At 62.1% G+C, this 17922-nt stretch carries 18 protein-coding genes; 7 read left to right on the top strand and 11 right to left on the bottom strand.

Going from position 1 to position 17922, the window contains the following annotated elements; all coding sequences use genetic code 11:
* Positions 1-221: 221 nt before the first annotated feature.
* Positions 222-1226, bottom strand: a complete 1005-nt coding sequence (locus ACMUVN_RS09145; RefSeq protein WP_025570519.1) for an inorganic phosphate transporter — start codon at positions 1224-1226, stop codon at positions 222-224.
* Entirely contained in the window at positions 1226-1870 is a 645-nt protein-coding gene (locus tag ACMUVN_RS09140) for a DUF47 domain-containing protein (protein ID WP_025570521.1), read from the bottom strand. The genes ACMUVN_RS09145 and ACMUVN_RS09140 overlap by 1 nt, the downstream gene beginning before the upstream one ends.
* Before the next feature lie 96 nt (positions 1871-1966).
* On the opposite strand from ACMUVN_RS09140, the gene ACMUVN_RS09135 reads away from it, so the two are divergent.
* Positions 1967-2500: an NUDIX hydrolase gene (locus tag ACMUVN_RS09135; protein WP_025570523.1), complete on the top strand. Its 534-nt coding sequence runs from the start codon at positions 1967-1969 to the stop codon at positions 2498-2500.
* Between the two features lie 35 nt (positions 2501-2535).
* Here ACMUVN_RS09135 and ACMUVN_RS09130 read toward each other — a convergent pair whose 3' ends face one another.
* The 9 genes from ACMUVN_RS09130 to ACMUVN_RS09090 form a co-directional block, all read right to left on the bottom strand.
* Positions 2536-3447 carry an ABC transporter permease gene (locus ACMUVN_RS09130; RefSeq protein ID WP_025554754.1) on the bottom strand — a complete coding sequence of 304 codons (912 nt, stop codon included), beginning with the start codon at positions 3445-3447 and terminating at the stop codon, positions 2536-2538.
* Entirely contained in the window at positions 3444-4544 is a 1101-nt protein-coding gene (locus tag ACMUVN_RS09125) for an ABC transporter permease subunit (protein WP_025570524.1), read from the bottom strand. Before ACMUVN_RS09125 ends, ACMUVN_RS09130 begins: the two co-directional genes overlap by 4 nt.
* Positions 4541-6064, bottom strand: coding sequence for an ABC transporter ATP-binding protein (locus tag ACMUVN_RS09120; RefSeq protein WP_028757903.1), 1524 nt, complete (start codon positions 6062-6064; stop codon positions 4541-4543). Before ACMUVN_RS09120 ends, ACMUVN_RS09125 begins: the two co-directional genes overlap by 4 nt.
* A 3-nt stretch (positions 6065-6067) precedes the next feature.
* A complete protein-coding gene (locus ACMUVN_RS09115; RefSeq protein WP_025554779.1) occupies positions 6068-7165 on the bottom strand; it encodes a BMP family ABC transporter substrate-binding protein in 1098 nt (365 codons plus the stop codon).
* Positions 7166-7190: 25 nt separating this feature from the next.
* Positions 7191-8570, bottom strand: a complete 1380-nt coding sequence (locus tag ACMUVN_RS09110) for an amidohydrolase family protein (RefSeq protein WP_025570527.1) — start codon at positions 8568-8570, stop codon at positions 7191-7193.
* 2 nt (positions 8571-8572) lie between these two features.
* Entirely contained in the window at positions 8573-9232 is a 660-nt protein-coding gene (locus tag ACMUVN_RS09105; protein ID WP_025570528.1) for a glutathione S-transferase N-terminal domain-containing protein, read from the bottom strand.
* Positions 9229-10074 (bottom strand): (2Fe-2S)-binding protein, encoded by an 846-nt coding sequence (locus tag ACMUVN_RS09100; protein ID WP_025570530.1) that lies wholly within the window; start codon positions 10072-10074, stop codon positions 9229-9231. Before ACMUVN_RS09100 ends, ACMUVN_RS09105 begins: the two co-directional genes overlap by 4 nt.
* Entirely contained in the window at positions 10071-10724 is a 654-nt protein-coding gene (locus ACMUVN_RS09095; protein ID WP_025570532.1) for a Rieske 2Fe-2S domain-containing protein, read from the bottom strand. The genes ACMUVN_RS09100 and ACMUVN_RS09095 overlap by 4 nt, the downstream gene beginning before the upstream one ends.
* A 155-nt stretch (positions 10725-10879) precedes the next feature.
* Positions 10880-11149, bottom strand: a complete 270-nt coding sequence (locus tag ACMUVN_RS09090; RefSeq protein WP_025570640.1) for an acylphosphatase — start codon at positions 11147-11149, stop codon at positions 10880-10882.
* Positions 11150-11325: 176 nt separating this feature from the next.
* Here ACMUVN_RS09090 and ACMUVN_RS09085 point away from each other — a divergent pair, with 176 nt between their 5' ends.
* From ACMUVN_RS09085 to ACMUVN_RS09060, 6 genes are all read left to right on the top strand, one after another.
* Positions 11326-12054 carry a FadR/GntR family transcriptional regulator gene (locus ACMUVN_RS09085; protein WP_025554837.1) on the top strand — a complete coding sequence of 243 codons (729 nt, stop codon included), beginning with the start codon at positions 11326-11328 and terminating at the stop codon, positions 12052-12054.
* Positions 12055-12075: 21 nt separating this feature from the next.
* Positions 12076-13062 (top strand): D-erythronate dehydrogenase, encoded by a 987-nt coding sequence (gene denD, locus ACMUVN_RS09080; protein WP_025570638.1) that lies wholly within the window; start codon positions 12076-12078, stop codon positions 13060-13062.
* Between the two features lie 173 nt (positions 13063-13235).
* Positions 13236-14303 (top strand): ABC transporter ATP-binding protein, encoded by a 1068-nt coding sequence (locus tag ACMUVN_RS09075; protein ID WP_025570637.1) that lies wholly within the window; start codon positions 13236-13238, stop codon positions 14301-14303.
* Between the two features lie 152 nt (positions 14304-14455).
* Complete coding sequence (locus ACMUVN_RS09070; RefSeq protein WP_025570636.1) at positions 14456-15760, top strand: ABC transporter substrate-binding protein; 1305 nt, start codon at positions 14456-14458, stop codon at positions 15758-15760.
* A gap of 82 nt (positions 15761-15842) precedes the next feature.
* Entirely contained in the window at positions 15843-16775 is a 933-nt protein-coding gene (locus ACMUVN_RS09065) for a carbohydrate ABC transporter permease (RefSeq protein ID WP_028758286.1), read from the top strand.
* 23 nt (positions 16776-16798) lie between these two features.
* On the top strand, positions 16799-17698 hold the full coding sequence (locus ACMUVN_RS09060; RefSeq protein WP_025570624.1) for a carbohydrate ABC transporter permease: 900 nt from the start codon (positions 16799-16801) through the stop codon (positions 17696-17698).
* The last annotated feature ends 224 nt before the right edge of the window (positions 17699-17922 follow it).

Raw genomic sequence — 17922 nt, 5'->3', positions numbered from 1 at the left:
AGAAATGCGAAGAATTAACGATTGCCTATTTCTTGGGCGCTATCGTTTTCTGCTTCCGTTTTGTGCGATTGCCACGATAGTCACAGCCATGGAAGCGCTCTATTTGTGCAGTGCACGCAACATTAAAGCCGCGATGCAGCTGGCCGGATGGATGTCTTTCCAGCGGCAAAGCTCAACAGGAGAGGGGTAATGTGCGGCGATTGCCTTCGCTCTCACCCCATTCAGTGCAGCAAAGATACGAGTCCGTAGAACGCTGCGGATATTGCTGCCGCCGCCGGCATCGTGACGATCCAGGCGATCACGATGTTGCCGGCCAATCCCCAGCGCACGGCGGAAACACGGCGAGCCGCGCCCACTCCAACGATTGCTCCGGTGATGGTATGCGTCGTCGAAACGGGAATGCCGAGCCACGTCGCTCCGAACAGCGTCAGCGCTCCGCCCGTCTCCGCGCAGAAACCTTGCATGGGGTTGAGCCGGGTGATCTTCGACCCCATGGTATGAACGATCCGCCATCCGCCAAACAGCGTACCGAGAGCCATTGCCGATTGGCAGGTAATGACCACCCAGAACGGCACGTAGAATGTCGGGCCGAGATATCCCTGACTGAACAGGAGCACCGCGATGATGCCCATCGTCTTCTGCGCATCGTTTCCGCCGTGGCCGAGCGAATAGAGCGAAGCGGACACGAACTGCATGATGCGAAAGGTCCGATCCACCGCAAACGGCGTCTGCCGGACGAACAACCAGGAGACGGCGAGTACCAGCACCAGCGCAAGCAGGAAGCCGATGGCTGGTGAAAGGAAAATGGCGCCGACCGTCTTTAGGAGACCATTCCAGACGATCGAGCTGAAGCCCACCTTTGCCAGACCGGCCCCCACCAGCCCACCGACAAGCGCATGCGACGAACTCGATGGAATCCCGAAAATCCAGGTGAGGATATTCCAGATGATGGCGCCCATGAGCGCGGCGAAGATCAGTTGGGGCGAGACGATCGCGGGATCGATGATGCCAGTCCCCAGCGTCTCGGCGACATGCAAGCCGAAGAACAGGAAAGCGATGAAATTGAAGAACGCCGCCCAGGCGACCGCATATTGCGGCCGCAGGACGCGGGTCGAGACGATCGTGGCAATGGAATTGGCCGCATCATGAAGGCCGTTGAGAAAGTCGAAGAACAAAGCGACGACGATAAGGCCGACGAGCAGCGGCAGAGCGAGGGAGGCATCCATCAGACGTTCTCGATGAGAATGCCGCTGATCTCGTTGGCGACATCCTCGAAGCGGTCGACGACTTTCTCCAGCTCTCCGTAGATTTCGCTGCCGATCATGTAGGCCATCGCATTGCCGCTGGCGCCATGACGCAAGAACAGATCCTTCAAACCCTGGTCGTGGAGCTCATCGGAACGTCCCTCCACTCGGGTGACTTCCTCCGCGATGGCGGCGAGACGCTGCGCATTGGCCCCCAATCTGTCGAGCAGGGGTATCGCTTCCGCGACAAGATTTGCCGCCTTGACGATTTCGCTGCCCATCTCCTGCATGAGCGGATCGAAGCTGGATTGCTCGAACAAGCGGATCGTCTTGACTGTCTTGTGCATCATGTCGATCGAATCATCCATCGACTGGATAAGGTCCTTGATGTCTCCCCGGTCGAAGGGCGTGATGAAGCTTCGGCGAACGGCAAGAAGAACGTCACGCGTGATGTCGTCGGCCTCGTCTTCCAATGTGACGATACGTTCGCAGTTTTTCTCGACGTCATTGCCCTTCAGGAGTTGGTCGAGGGCGTAGGCTGCGGCAACGACGGTCTTCGAGTGCTTGGAAAACATGTCGAAGAATCTGTCTTCCCGTGGCATCAGCTTGCGAAAAATGCTCATCATGCCTGGGAACCTTCCTCGTGCGGCCGATTGTCATAAATCTGTCATAAACACGCTCAGGCAATTGAAGCAACATGCAAATTCGGTAATTCATCTACTATGACGCCGAGCAAGAAAAGCAGGAAGCCCCGACCGGACAAGTCCCAGCCACTGCTACGGCAGCTCGCTGCTGTTCCTGAAACGCTGTTCGCCGGTGCATTCCGTCAACAGTACGGCGCTCTTTGCTTCCGCTACGGCGATGCCGGATCCGCGATCGAAATCCTGGTGATCACATCGCGTGAGAGCGCACGCTGGGTCATCCCAAAAGGATGGCCGATGAAAGGGAAAAAGCCTTTCGAAGCAGCGGCAATCGAGGCGTGGGAGGAGGCAGGCGTGCGCGGTGTGGTGAAGAAGAAGCCGGTCGGCCGTTATACCTATCTGAAAGAACTCGACAATGGCGATGTGGCCCCCTGTATCGTCGACATGTTTCAGATTGAAGTCACTGATATCAGCGGCGATTTCAAGGAGCGGGGCCAGCGTATCCTCGAATGGGTCAGCCCGGATGAAGCGGCACGCCGCGTTCGCGAGATCGAACTCAAGTCGCTGCTCGTCCAATTCGAAGCGCGCGGCGTAAAGAAGCTCGACCGCGGCTGACCATCTTCGCCGGCAGATAGCAGCGCCGCGCGTCTTTATCGCTCGAATGGTTCGCCGAGCGAAGCAACGCCGTTCAGTTTCAGCAGGCGACGGTCGGCGGAGATGATGCCGAGCACGATGATCGTGACAAGATAGGGCAGGCTCGACAGCAGCTGCGAGGGAACATCCAGTCCGGTTGCCTGGGCTGCAAGCCCCATCAGCGAGACCGCCCCGAAGAGGCAGGCGCCGAGGAAGATACGGCCGGTGAGCCAAGTCCCGAAGACGACAAGGGCGATGGCGATCCAGCCGCGCCCGGCGATCATTCCATCGGCCCAGAGCGGTGTGTAGACCACCGACGCATAGGCACCGGCGAAGCCCGCCATGGCGCCGCCGAAGGCGATGGCGAGGACGCGGACTGAGATGACCGGATAACCGATGGCATGCGCGGCCTTGGGGTTCTCGCCGACAGCGCGGACGATGAGACCGAGCTTGGTGTAGGCAAATATGGCCCAGAGGGCGAGGGTCGCGGCGAGGGAAATCCACACGACGATGTCCTGGACGAAAAGGCCGCCGATAACCGGCAGTTCCGAAAGTCCGGGAAGGGCGAGCTTCGGAAGTCCTCTGACGGTGAGGCTTTCATAGGTCTTGCCGAAAAGTGCCGAGAGGCCCTGGCCGAGAATGCCGATGGCAAGGCCCGCCGCCACCTGGTTTGCCCGGAATCCGAGGGTGACGAAGGCGAAGAGCAGGGAAAGGACAGCGCCGCCGAACCCGGCGACGACGAAGCCCAGGAGATGTCCGCCGCCCTGATAGACGACGATGAAGGCGAGCACGGCGCCGAAGGCCATCAATCCCTCGACCCCGAGGTTGAGGACGCCGGCGCGCTCGGCCACCAGTTCGCCGAGGGCTGCGAGAAGAAACGGTGTCGCCGCCGCAAGCATGCCGGCAAGAATGAACTCGATGGCGTTCATGACGGGCTCCGGTGGGCGGCGCGGCGCCATTCCAAGCGGTAGCGCACGAAGGCGACGGCGATGAGATAGGCGAGCAGCAGACTGCCCTGGAAGACGCGGACGGCGGCGATCGGCAGGCCGGCCGAGACCATGGCATTGTCGCCACCGATATAGATGACCGCCATGACCAGCGCCGAGACCACGATGCCGATCGGGTGCAGGCCACCGAGATAGGCGACGATGATGGCCGCATAGCCATAACCGCTCGCGACCGAACGCTGCAGCTGGCCGAGCGGACCGGCGACTTCGGCAGCACCGGCAAGACCGGCGGCAAAGCCGCCGATCAGCAGCGACAGCCAGATTGCCCAACCCTCCTTGAAGCCGGCATAGCCGGCAGCCCGCGGCGCCAAGCCGCCGACCTGCAGCTTGTAGCCGATGAAGCTCTTCTGCATGAAGACCCAGGCGGCAACCGACAAAGCGAGCGTAATCAGGAAAGAGACGTTGAGGCGGGTCCCGGAAATCAGGGTCGGGACCATCGCATCATACTGGAACATCACCGACTGGGGGAAGTTGAAGCCGTTCGGATCCTTCCAGGGGCCGAGCAGCAGATAGTTCAGCAGCTGCGCCGCAACGAGGCTCAGCATCAGCGAAACGAGGATCTCGTTGGCGTTGAGGCGCACGCGCCAGAAGGCGGTGAGAGAGGCCCAGAGCGCGCCGCCGATGGCGCCGAGCAGCAGCATCGCCGGCCAGATCCACTGGCCCGTTGCCTGGGGAAACCAGACCGGAATGGCCGAGGCGAAGATCGCGCCGAGAATGAACTGGCCTTCGGCGCCGATATTGAAGACCTTGGCGCGAAAGCCGATCGCCAGTCCCTGGGCGATCAGCAGGAGCGGGCCTGCCTTTAAGAGCACTTCCGAAAATGACGCCCAGGAGAGGAAGGGCTCGAAAAGCATCGCGTAGACGACCGCGACCGGGTCGCGGCCCATCAGGATGTAAAGGCCGAGGTTGAGCGCGATCGCTATGACAAGCGCCATGACGGGCGCAAGCAGGCTCGCGGCAAGCGAGGCGCGCTCCCGGCGCACCAGGGTGGGAACGAAAGCAGGGGACCAAGCGCTCATAGACGGACTTTCTCGGGTGAGGCTTGTGCCCCGATCATGTATCGGCCGATCTCTTCGGGCTGTGTGTCCCGCGTTTTTAGCGGCGGGCTGAGCCGGCCGTGATGCAGCACCTGGATGGAATCGCAGAGCTCGAACAGTTCTTCCAGCTCTTCGGAAATAACAAGGATCGCCATGCCCTGATTGCGCAATGCGACCAGACGGCTGCGGATGGCGGATGCGGCGCCGATATCGACGCCCCAGGTCGGCTGCGCCACGAACAGCAATTTGGGAGCCAGCATGATTTCCCGGCCGACGATGAATTTCTGCAGATTGCCGCCGGAAAGCGTCCCGGCTTCCGCATCCGGGCCGGGTGTGCGGACATCATACTGACGGATGCAATCCTCGGTGAACGCCGTCGCCCGCGCCTTGTCGAGGAGACCATGGCGCAAAAGCTTCAGCGGATGGGCCGTCAGCAGGCTGTTGAGGATAAGCGACATTTCGGGCACGGCGCCGCGTCCGAGCCTGTCCTCCGGAACGAAGGCAAATCCGAGCGTCCGTCGCGCCGCGGCATCGAGCCTGCCGACATCCATCCCCATCATGTAGATCCGGTCGCGTTGGTCGCGCCCCAGCACCGTCTCGCCCGAGATCAACGCGGCAAGCTCGCTTTGGCCGTTGCCCGAAATACCGGCGATCCCCAGAATTTCACCGGCATGCACTTCGAGGCTGATGCCGGAGAGCGACACCGCAAAGGGATCGTCCGGCTGATAGTCCAGACCGATGATCTCCAGCCGCTTTTCCCCGCCGGACAGCGGCAGCGCCGACAAGGGTTCGGGCATGTCGCGGCCGATCATCATGCGGGCAAGGTCATGGGCATCATGTTCACGCGGGTCGACATTCCCGGTCACCCGGCCGCCGCGCAGAATGGTCGCCCGGTCGCAGATTGCCCGGATTTCCTCGAGCTTGTGGGAGATCAACAGGATGGAAACGCCGCCGTCGCGCAGCCGGCGCAGCGTGTCGAACAGCTTCTCCACCAGTTGCGGCGGCAGGACGGAGGTGGGCTCGTCAAGGATCAGCAGCTTCGGATCGGTCATCAGGCTTCGGATGATCTCCACCCGTTGCCGCTCGCCGACGGACAGCGCATGCACATGGGCGAGCGGGTCGACTTCAAGGCCGAACTCCCGTCCAAGCGTCCGGATGCGTTCCTTGAGCTCAGCCTTGCGGCCCGGCACGACCAGCCGAATATTCTCCAGGACGGTCAGGGTCTCGAACAGCGAAAAATGCTGGAAGACCATGCCGATACCGTTGCGCCTTGCCTCCGCCGGAGAGGCGAGGCGCAAGGGTTTTCCTTCCCAGACGACGTCTCCGTCATCCGGTTGCTCGACGCCGTAGATCAGCTTCATCAGGGTCGATTTTCCCGCGCCATTTTCTCCGAGAATCGCATGGATCGATTGCGGAGCCACGTCCAGATCGATGGCCTGGTTGGCGTGGATCTGGCCGTAGCTCTTCGAAATGCCGCGCAGCGACAGGAGCGGGGTCGTCATGACTTATTTCGGCAGCGGCGTGGACACGCCCTTGACGTGCCAATTCATGGCGATGATCTCGGGGTCGGCCATGGTCGCGCCGGATGCGACGCCTTCGCTGCCGTCGGCCTTGGCGATCGGCCCGGTGAAGGGCGAGAAGCTGCCGTCGGCGATCTTTGCCTCGATTTCCTTGATCTTGGTCATGACGTCAGCCGGAATATCCGGATTCCAGTCGACCACCTCGACGACCTTGTCGGCGACGCCGAGGAAGGCATTGGCGCCCTTGAAGGTACCGGCGAGATGGGCATCGACCGACGCCTTGAAGAACGGCGACCAATCCGTCGCGACGCAGCCGAGATAGGTTTTCGGCGCATATTTCTTCATCGAGGAATTGAGGTTGAAGGCGTAGACGCCGGCTTCCTCGCAGGCCGAGATGACGGACGGCGTGTCCTGGGCGTTGGAGAAGATCACGTCGCACTTCTGCGCAATCAGCGCCTTGGCGGCTTCCTGCTCCTTGGCCGGGTCGAACCAGGAGTTGACCCAGACGACCGAGACCTCGATGTCGGGCTTGACGGCCTGGGCGCCGAGCGTGAAGGCATTGATGGATGTGATGAGCTCGGGGATGGCAAAGGCCGACACGGAGCCGAGCTTGCCGGTCTTGCTGAGCGCTGCCGCTGCCATGCCGAGCAGATAGGTGCCCTGGAAATATTTGGCGGCGAATGGCGAGAAGTTCGGAGCGACCTGGAAGCCGGAAGCATGCAGAACCGTGACGCTCGGATCACGGCGGGCGATCTGCAGGGCGCCGTTCTGATAGCCGAAAGAGCCGGCGACCAGGAACTTGTTTCCATCGGCGACGGTCTTGTTCATGATGCGATCGGCATCTGGGCCTTCGGCAATATTCTCAAGCACGGTGACCTTCACCTTGTCGCCGTAAGCCGCCTTGATCGGCTCGAGGCCGGCGGCCAGTGCATGTCCCCAGCCGACATCGCCGATCGGCGAAGGGACGACGAGCGTGATGCCGAGCGGCGCGTCGGCGGCCAAAGCAAGGCGGCTGCCGAGCACACCGGCAAGGCCGGTGGCGGCAGCGGCCGTCATCAGGTTTCTGCGGGTCAGTTTGGTCATGGTCTCAGTTCCCTCTTTTGGTTTTCTAGAATTTCACGGCGGATAGTGCAGCTTCCGCCTCGGCAGCCAGCTTGGCCTCGTCGAGCCCGGGGAATTCGCCCTTCTGCCAGACGATGCGGCCATTGATCATGGTCATGTCGGTCGCCATGCCGATGCCGACGCGGGCAATCAGGCTCAGCGGGTCGTGCCGCGTGCCGACATAATCCATGCGGCGGGTGTCGATCGCAAACAGGTCGGCGGCCATGCCGGGCGCCAGTCGGCCGATATCGCGCCGGCCGAGCAGGCTGGCACCCCCTGACGTGCCGTAGCCGAGGAAATCGACCGGAGGCGGCACGGGGTGGGTGCGGGTGGATGATACGAGGCACTGCAGCATGTAGGCGGAGTGCAGGCAGTGCATCAGGTTGGAATTGTCATTGGAGGCAGCACCGTCGCAGCCGAGACCGACGCGCAGGCCGAAAGCGGCCATGGCGGGAATATCGGTGACTTCTGCGCCGACCAGATAGACGGGTTCCGGGCAGTGCGCCACCCCGGTGCCGCTGGCCGCCATCTTCCTGAGTTCGTCGTGGGTCAACTCCCAGCAATGGGCATAGAAGGCGTCGGGTCCGGCAAAGCCGAGTTCTTCCAGATAGTCGACCGTGCGCATGCCGTGACGCGCCTGGATGACCGGACTTTCGCCCTCGCCGACATGCGTGTGCATCATGACCCCGCGATCACGCGCCAGTGCCACCGATTCCACGAACGTCTCACGGTAGCAGTTCACCGGCTGGCAGGGCGCGACCACGACCTGGCGCATGCTGAAGCGGCTGGTATCGTGGTAGGCGTCGATCAGCCGGGCGCAGTCGGCGATGAATTCGTCCGTCGTTTCCAGCATCTCGTCGGGAATGGTCGAGCCTTCCGACTTCGGCAGGGTGTTGCCGCCGCGGCCGGCATGGAAACGCATGCCGAGCAGCTCGGCCGCTTCGAACTGGCGATCGATCAGCCGCTTCCCGGCATGCCGGGGGAAATTATACTGGTGATCCAAGGCCGTGGTGCAGCCATGCTTGATCATCTCGGCCATCGCGGTGACGGAGGAGTGGTAAAAGCACTCCTCGTTGAGCTGCGAAAAGATCGGGTAGATGCGGTCGAGCCACTCGATCACCGAGAGCTTCGTCCAGTCGAGATCGGCGCGGTTGCGCACGAAGCACTGGAAGAAGTGATGATGGGTGTTGACCAGGCCTGGATAGACGAACCAGCCGGCAGCATCCTGAACGGTCGTGCCGGCAGGCAGTGCGTCCGCCGCGAGATTTTCGCCGATCGCCACGATCTCCGGGCCGCTGGTCAGCAGATCGACATTGCGATGGACGACCGGTCCCTTGCCCTCGTCGACGATCACGGCCGCGCAATTCTTCAGGAGGTAGCCGGCCATCATCACGCCTCGCCCGGTTCGATCTGGGGTTCGGGCTTCAATTCGTGCAGCCGGTGAATGCCTGGCATCTCGATGAAGTTGTCGAGGGCGCGCAGCGCGCGGGACCAGAGCCGGATGGCGGGATAGGAATCCAGTATGACACCGCCATCGGGGGCCAGCGCCACATAGGGGAAGCAGGCGATATCGGCAATTGTCGGCCGGTCGGCTGCGAGGAAACGCATGCCGCGAAGGCCCTGCTCGACAAGCCCGGCTTCAAGCTCACGAAGCGCGGCGATGCCCTGGGCCTGCAGCGCGCCGATATCGCCTGGCCGCAGCAGCATTTCGTGAAGCCGCGCGGCCCCGAGGCTTGCCGTCAGCCGGCCGGAGAACGACAGCCACTGCTGCACCCGCGCCGCTTCCTCGGCCCTGCCGCCGCCGAGCCATTCGGGTACTGCCTTGGCGGCGAGATAGACGAGAATGGCCGAGGATTCGGTCAGGATCAGGTCGCCATCCTCCAGGATCGGAATCGAGCCTGCCGGGTTGAGCGCAAGCAGCTCGGGGCCGCGATGCTCGGCGCCGGGATGGAAATCGACCGGGCGGAGTTCCAGCTTCACGCCGGTCAGGGCCGCCATCAGGCGCACCTTGTAGCAGCTCGGCGAGAGAATGTAGTCGTAGAGTTTCATTGCGCCACCAGCTGTGCGCCATAGGTATAATTGTGGCGCTTCAGCCAGCGCCGATAGGCGATCGACGTCAGATCGGCCCGCGTCGGGATTTCCATCCCGGGGTCGAGCGGCAGCAGCCGCGGAATCTGATTTTCGAGGATCGAACGGTCCTGCAGAAAGATCGTCTGCTGGAAGTGGATGAGGTCGGTCATCGCGGTCTCGTCGTCAAAGAGCGCCATCCATGGCCAGACGTCGCAGAGGTCCTCGGCCAGCGGCTGCACGAAAAGCGTGATGACATCCCATTCGCTCGGGTGCGGCGGGCAGGTTTTGTAAAGCACGGAGCAGGTCGGTGCCGGCACGCGGTACATATATTCCGTGGTGATGCCGCCGCTTGCCGACTTGGCAGCCTGCGGCTGGTAGAATTTCACCTGCGTCGCCCAGACCTCGTCTTCTTCCTCGCGGATCTCGACCTTGTAGTTCTGAACCTCGGTGTGCGGCTCCGCGCCGAGAATGTCGGTGTGGACGAAGGGGAAATGGGCGATGTCGAGAAAATTCTCGACGGCACGCAGCGGCGAGCAGCGCACCCGCACCACGCCGACATCGACGAAGCGGCGGCCGGGCTGGTCGGCCTCGGGAATCGGGAAAAGTTCCTTCTTCGGCGCGCCGAGGGAAGACCAGACATGACCGTAACGCACGCGCACCGGCAGAACACGGCCGTCGCCGCCCGTCACCTTGGCATTGCCGTCGCCATCGCGCGCCACTTCGATCGGCTCGCCCATCAGTGCCGTCCTGCGACCAGCGCCGTCGAGCTGGCTGAAGAGCCCGACCGGATACCATTCGTCGGTCATCGCCTGCATGGTCATTGGCCGATCTCCTTCCTCTGAAGATCCTCGGCCTGGCGGCGCAGGCTCTCGGCGGCCCGCGAAGCGCCAATGCCCGCCGCAGGGCCGGTGGCCGCCTTCAGCAGCACATGGATCAGCGTCTGTCCATCTTCTTGAGCGGATAATAGCAGACTGATGGTCCCGGTTGTTGCATTGAACTCGAGCAAGCCTTCAGGACTTGCCTTCGCGCCAGCAGCCGCCTCGATCGCCGCGATGCCGGCCAACGCCGTCAGCGAACGCAGGGGAATGAAGCCCTCAAGCCGCGGCGGCTTCATGGCCGGCGTGCCCACGGCGACCCAGATCACGTTGTCCGCCTCCTCGACGTCATGGGTGGCGACGCGGATGGTTTCCGGTGGCGCCAGCCCTGGATGGGCCGGAATGCGGAGACAGTTTCCGGCCTGACCATAACTCCAGCCGTGATAGATGCAGGAGAGCGCCTCGCCGCGCACGAAGCCGTGAGACAGACGCATGCCGCGATGCGGACAGCGATCGGCCGATGCCGATATGCGCCCGGAAGCGCTGCGCCACAGGGCAATCGATCCGGCTGCCGTCCGTGCCGGCATGACGGTGCCGGCTGGCAAATCCCGGGACAGAGCGACTGGCGTCCAAAAGCCGGTCGTAGCGGATGGCATGACTAGAGTTCCCAAACAAAATCATATGCTTGCCGAGCACGTCCCGCCTCCGCATCGAGGCAATTCCGCTCAACCTTATCAGGTTTGCATAATTATTTCGCATTGGCAACATTGAGTAAATAATATGCACGGCGCAAAATACCCGGTAGCCGGTACTAGGCTCTTTCGTCGATGATCGTCGTGCGTTCTATGCTCTCGACCCATACGTCGATGGGCCCGAGAGAGCATCCCATCTCCATCATGTCGATCAGCTCCTCCGGCCCGGCAACCTCAAGTTCGATCCGCATGGGACTCGTATGAGAGATGGTGTGCGACAGCCCAAGCTTGGCGGCGTGGCGCCGGATCCAGGGGACAAAGGAGGCGGCCTCGAGATCACCGACGATCGTCATCCGTTCCAGGAGGTGGCTTGTATCTTGTCCCGTCATCACGCTCGCTCTTGCTTCCCCATACTATAACGCCTGGATGACCGTGCGGAAGGGGTCATCGTCAAGGCGAGGATGCTCGGCCGATCATGACGTGCTGCATTGACAAGCCTCTTCCGCTCAGGTCTACTGGTCCACTTACCGGACCAGTAGACCTGAGCGCGGGGAGGGGGAAAGCAATGGATGTTCGAGCAATGCTCGAAGACGACGTTGCGACGCTCGGCGGAGCGCCGAAGAAGTCGATGAAAGACTTCGTCGTCCAGAAGATTGCGACCTTCATAGCGACGGGCATCCTCAAAGTGGGCGATCCCTTGCCAAGCGAGCGCGAATTGGCTTCCGCGCTGTCGGTCAGCCGCGAGACCGTCCGTGGCGCGATCCTCATCCTTTCCACGCATGGGATTCTCTCCGTCGCGCATGGGACCCGAACCGTGGTGGCATCGGAGGATGTCGGCGAATTGGCTGTCCAGGCTGCGCGGTATCGCGACATTGCGGCCTACAGTCTCGACAATGTTCATGAGGCGCGACTTCTCATCGAAGCGCAGGTCGTCAGGGCTGCCGCGGTCAAGATGGAGCCTTCAACGCTTGATTATCTCCGCAAGTCGATCGCAGCACAGGAGGCCGCCTGTGACGATCCTGTCCGTTTTTTGATATGTGACCGGGAATTTCACACCGCTATCTACCGTTCCAGCGGCAACGCGGTGCTGGCTGATATGGCCGCCGACCTCTATTCCTATCTTCTCAGCCACCGAAGGCGCGTCGTATCGCAGCCCGGAAGCATCGCCACCAGCATCGCCGATCACCGGATGATCCTTGCCGGCCTGGAGACGCGGGACCCGGATGCTGCGGCCGCGGCCTTCGCAATCCACGAAACCCGTATTTATACGACGACCAAGTTACTCTTCTCGTAGTTCGCAGGGAGGCGAAACACGATGCATATTCTCATTATCGGCGCGGGAGGAATGATCGGCCGGAAGCTCGCCGCCACACTGGGGCGCAGCGGTTCCCTCGGCGGCGATACAATCACGCGCATGACCCTTGTGGATGTAACGCCTCCGCCGGTGCCCGCCGACATCTCCGTGCCGGCGGAAGCGCTGGCGGCCGATATTTCCGAAAGCGACGCAGCGGCAGCACTTGCGGCGGGTCGGGCCGATGTGATCTTCCATCTCGCCGCGATCGTTTCCGGCGAAGCCGAGCGCAATTTCGACCTCGGCTATCGGGTCAATCTCGACGGCACGCGAGCCTTGCTGGAAGCGATCCGCCGGGAAGGCAGTCGCCAAGCCTATGTCCCCCGTTTCGTCTTCTCCTCGTCGATCGCGGTCTATGGCGCGCCCTTTCCCGATCCCATTCCCGACGATTACGTGCTGGCGCCCCTCACCAGCTACGGAGTCCAGAAAGCGATATCGGAGCTTCTGCTTGCCGACTATTCGCGCCGCGGCTTCGTCGACGGCATCGGAATTCGGTTGCCGACCATCGTCATCCGCCCCGGCGCGCCGAACGCCGCCGCATCGGGCTTCTTTTCCGGAATCCTGCGGGAACCGCTCGCAGGCCAGCGTGCCGTTCTGCCGGTCGAAGAAACGGTCAAGCACTGGCTGGCGAGCCCGCGTTCGGCCGTCAGCTTCCTGATCCATGCCGCCACGCTCGATACAGCGTCGCTCGGTGTCCGGCGCACGCTCACCATGCCAGGGGTTGCCGCCACCGTTGCCGACCAGATTGATGCGCTGCGCCGTGCCGCCGGCCCCGAAGCGGCGGATTTGATCGATCGGCGCCGCGACGAGGTCATTGAGGAGATCGTCGCCGGGTGGCCGAAATCCTTTACGCCGCAACGCGCGGCGCAACTCGGATTTACCGCCGAAAGCAGCGTCGACGAGCTGATCGAGGTCTACCTCGCCGAAGATGCTCCGGCTGCATCCCGATGAGGTTGGGGACACGGCGCGAGCCGGATCATGAGGCAGGGGCCTGACCAGGCACCCCCACAGATGCGGGATTGCCGTGCTTGAGGAACTTGAGAGAGAAGATTGCGGCCGCCGGCAAGACATAACGACAATACGAATACATAGCACGTAGCGCTCGATATCTGGGAGGAGAGAGTATGGCAGGCGTTCAATTCGCGGATGTGCGGAAATCATTCGGTGCATTTCCGGTCATCAAAGGCGTGGATATCGATATCGCCGACGGTGAGTTCGTGATCCTGGTCGGCCCGTCGGGTTGCGGCAAATCCACCCTGCTGCGGATGCTGGCCGGACTTGAGAACATTTCCGGCGGCGAGATCAAGATCGGCGGGCGCGTGGTCAATACGCTGCCGCCCAAGGATCGCGACATCGCCATGGTGTTCCAGAACTATGCGCTCTATCCGCATATGACGGTGCAGCAGAACATGGGCTTCTCGCTGATGCTGAACAAGGCGCCGAAGGCGGAAGCCGAGAAGCGGGTGAAATATGCCGCCGGCATCCTCGGCCTCGACAAATTGCTCGACCGTTATCCGCGCCAGCTTTCCGGCGGCCAGCGCCAGCGTGTCGCCATGGGGCGGGCGATCGTGCGCGATCCGGAAGTCTTCCTGTTCGACGAACCGCTCTCCAATCTCGACGCCAAGCTGCGCGTCGCCATGCGCGCCGAGATCAAGGAGCTGCACCAGCGGCTGAAAACGACGACGGTCTACGTCACCCACGACCAGATCGAAGCGATGACCATGGCCGACAAGATCGTCGTCATGCATGATGGCGTCGTCGAGCAGGTCGGTACGCCGCTCGAGCTCTATGACAAACCGGCCAATCTCTTCGTCGGCGGCTTCATCGGCTCGCCGGCGATGAACATGATCAAGGGCCGGCTCGATCCGGAGAACCCGACACGATTCAGGGCACCCGACGGCACCGCGCTGCCGGTCGCCAATCCGCCCGCCGACGCCATCGGCCGCGATCTCGTCTATGGGCTTCGCCCGGAATACATCCTGCTCGATGCCAATGGCCTGCCCGGTGAAATCGTGGTGATCGAGCCGACCGGCTACGAGACGCATCTTATCCTCAAGCTCGGCGGCAGCGACCTCAGCTGCGTCTTCCGCGAACGTGTCAACGCGCGGCCGGGCGAAACCCTGCGCGTTGCGATCGACGCCGCGCATGTTCATCTCTTCGATGCCGAGAGCGGCCGGAGATTGACCGACTGAGGCCGGCCGGCGGCGGCGCGGGGCGGAGGAGCCCTCTCGTTGCCTGCAGGCAGGCACACATCCCCTCTCAGGGATGCAATGAGCGGCGTTCACCAAGCGGGAGGTGAGTGCCGGCAAGTTCGTACCCGCTTTTTTTGATGAGGAGGAATCTCATGAGGATCAGAAGACGTGACTTTCTTGCCGCCTCGGCTGCCGTCGCCGGCGCCGCCGGCCTCGGCATCCGGCCATCCCTGGCGCAGGCCGAGCCGACTTACACGCCGGAAAGCGGCGCCAGCCTTCGCCTGCTGCGCTGGACACCGTTCGTCAAGGGCGACGAGGAGGCATGGCTTGCCAACACCAAGAAATTCACCGAAGCGACCGGCGTCGAGGTGCGCATCGACAAGGAAAGCTGGGAGGACATCCGCCCGAAGGCCGCCGTCGCCGCCAATGTCGGCTCCGGCCCCGACCTCATCATGTGCTGGTTCGACGACGCCCACCAATATCCCGACAAGCTGGTCGATCTGACCGAACTCGGCAATTATCTCGGCAACAAGTATGAGGGTTGGTACGACGGCGTGAAGGGTTATGCCACACGCGGCGACACCTTCATCGCCATGCCGCTGACGGCCATCGGCAATGCCGTCGTCTATCGCGACAGCCACGTGAAGGCTGCCGGTTTCAACGAATTCCCCAATGATACCGCAGGCTTCCTCGAGCTTTGCAAGGCGATGAAGGCAAAGGGCACCCCGGCCGGCTTCCCGCACGGCAAGGCAGTCGGCGACGGCAACAACTATGCCCATTGGCTGCTGTGGAGCCATAACGGCATGATGGTCGACGAAAGCGGCAAGGTAACGATCAACAGCCCGGAAACGCTGGCGTCGATCAACTATGCCAAGGAGCTCTATGCGACCTTCATCCCCGGCACCGAAAGCTGGCAGGACGTCAACAACAACCGCGCCTTCCTCGCCGGCCAGGTTTCGCTGATCGCCAACGGCGTCTCGGTCTATTACACCGCCAAGAACGACCCGAAGCTCGCCGAGATCGCCAAGGACATCCGCACGACGAACTTCCCGATTGGTCCTGTCGGCAAAAGCGTGGAACTTTGCCAGACGAGTTCGCTGCTTCTCTTCAAGCACAGCAAATATCCGGAAGCGGCCAAGGCCTACATCAAGTTCATGATGGAAGCCGACCAGATGAATGCGTGGATCCAGGGCTCCAGCGCCTATTGCTGCCAGCCGCTCAAGGCCTTCGCCAAGAACCCGATCTGGACAGCCGATCCGGTCCACGCGCCCTATGCGCGCGCCTCGGAAAAGCTGCGCCCGAACGGCTATGCCGGCCCGCTCGGTTATGCCTCGGCAGCGACCATGGCCGACTACGTTCTGGTCGACATGTATGCGGCTGCCGTTACCGGCCAGATGTCGCCGGAAGACGCGATGAAGGAAGCCGAACGCCGGGCAAACCGCTACTATCGCGTCTGAGCCACACCTCGAACAAGCGGCATGCCGGCCTTCGGCATGCCGCAAGATCTGGGGGTTCAAAAGGCGATCTGGGAGATAAGCAATGTCGATGGCAAATTCGGGGGATAGACGTGGGCCGGTCTCTTCGCTCCTGCAGAACAACAATGTGCTCGGCTTCCTGTTCATGCTGCCGGCGGCAGTATTCCTCGTCTGTTTTCTGACCTATCCGCTGGGGCTCGGCGTCTGGCTCGGCTTCACCGATACGAGGATCGGTCGCGACGGCATCTTTATCGGACTGGAGAACTACCAGTTCCTGATGGACGACAGCGTCTTCTGGCTGTCGGTCTTCAACACCGTTCTCTATACCTTCGTCGCCTCCGTGCTGAAATTCGCGCTCGGCCTCTGGCTGGCGATGCTGCTCAACCAGCACCTGCCGTTCAAATCCTTCTTCCGGGCAATCGTATTGCTTCCCTGGGTGGTGCCGACGGTGCTTTCGGCGCTCGCCTTCTGGTGGATCTACGATTCCCAGTTTTCGATCATCTCCTGGTCGCTGATGCAGCTCGGGCTGATCAGCGGACCGATCAACTTCCTCGGCGACCCGATCAATGCGCGCATCTCCGTTATCGTCGCCAATGTCTGGCGCGGCATTCCCTTCGTGGCGATCTCGCTGCTTGCCGGCCTGCAGACCATTCCAGCATCGCTGCAGGAGGCTGCCTCGCTCGACGGCGCCACCAGCTGGCAGCGTTTCCGCTATGTGACGCTGCCCATGCTGACGCCGATCATCGCCGTCGTCATGACCTTCTCGGTGCTTTTCACCTTTACCGATTTCCAGCTCATCTACGTGCTGACCAAGGGCGGGCCGGTCAACGCCACGCATCTGATGGCGACGCTGTCGTTCCAACGCGGCATTCCCGGCGGCCAACTCGGCGAGGGGGCGGCCATCGCGGTCGCCATGGTGCCCTTCCTGCTCGGCGCGATCATGTTCAGCTTCTTCGGCCTGCAACGGCGCAAATGGCAGCAGGGCGGCCAGGATTAGGAGCCAAGATTAGGAGAATGACGATGTCGACACCTTCCAACACTGCCGATCAGGCCCTGACCGATAATGCCGAAGGCATGAGCTATCTGAACCGCCTGCCGCGGCGGATCGTGATGCTCTACCTGCCGATGGCCATCTTCGTCTTCGTGCTGCTCTTCCCGTTCTACTGGATGGCGATCACTGCGGTGAAGCCGAACGAGCAGCTGACCGACTATACCAATTACAGCCCGTTCTGGGTGGTAGGAGCAACGCTCGCGCATATCAAATATCTGTTCCTCGAAACCTCCTATCCGGGCTGGCTGTGGAACACGATGCTGGTGGCGGTCTGCTCCACCTTCCTCTCGCTGGTGGCCTCAGTCTTGGGCGCCTATGCCATCGAGCGCGTCCGCTTCACCGGCTCCCGATCGGTCGGCCTGGTGATCTTCCTCGCCTATCTCGTGCCGCCGTCGATCCTCTTCATCCCGCTTGCCTTCATCGTCTTCAAGCTCGGGATCTACGACTCGCGGCTGGCGCTGATCTTCACCTATCCGACCTTCCTCATTCCCTTCTGCACCTGGCTGCTGATGGGCTATTTCCGCTCGATCCCCTTCGAGCTGGAGGAAAGCGCACTGGTGGATGGCGCCAACAGGTGGCAGATCCTCACCAAGATCATCCTGCCGCTGGCCGTCCCCGGGCTGATTTCGGCCGGCATCTTCGCCTTCACGCTGTCCTGGAACGAATTCATCTATGCGCTCACCTTCATCCAGTCATCGGAAAACAAAACCATTCCGGTCGGCGTCCTGACCGAACTGGTGCGCGGCGACGTGTTCGAATGGGGGGCGCTGATGGCCGGTGCACTGTTCGGCTCGCTGCCCGTGGTCATCCTCTATTCGTTCTTCGTGGACTACTATGTCTCCTCGATGACCGGTGCAGTGAAGGAGTAGCTTCCGCTGGATTTCGCTGCGTGGCAGCGATGCGCAAACTGCGCCCTCGCAGTGAAACCAGCGTCCCGGGGTGGTTGTTCGATAATACTTGCTACGCCGCTAATTCGTGTAGGGGCTATTTAGAGATGCGACAGTCTCGCCTCTCGACGTTCTGATCAAGGTCAACGTTGAGCGCAAGGATGACGACCTCCGGCCCGGTCGAGACCATGAGGGGTCGGAATCTT

This window comes from Rhizobium sp. IY2, from assembly GCF_047532935.1.
Lineage (GTDB): Bacteria > Pseudomonadota > Alphaproteobacteria > Rhizobiales > Rhizobiaceae > Rhizobium > Rhizobium anhuiense.
Note: the sequence above shows the minus strand (reverse complement) of the source record. Positions and strands in the feature narration are given on the sequence as shown.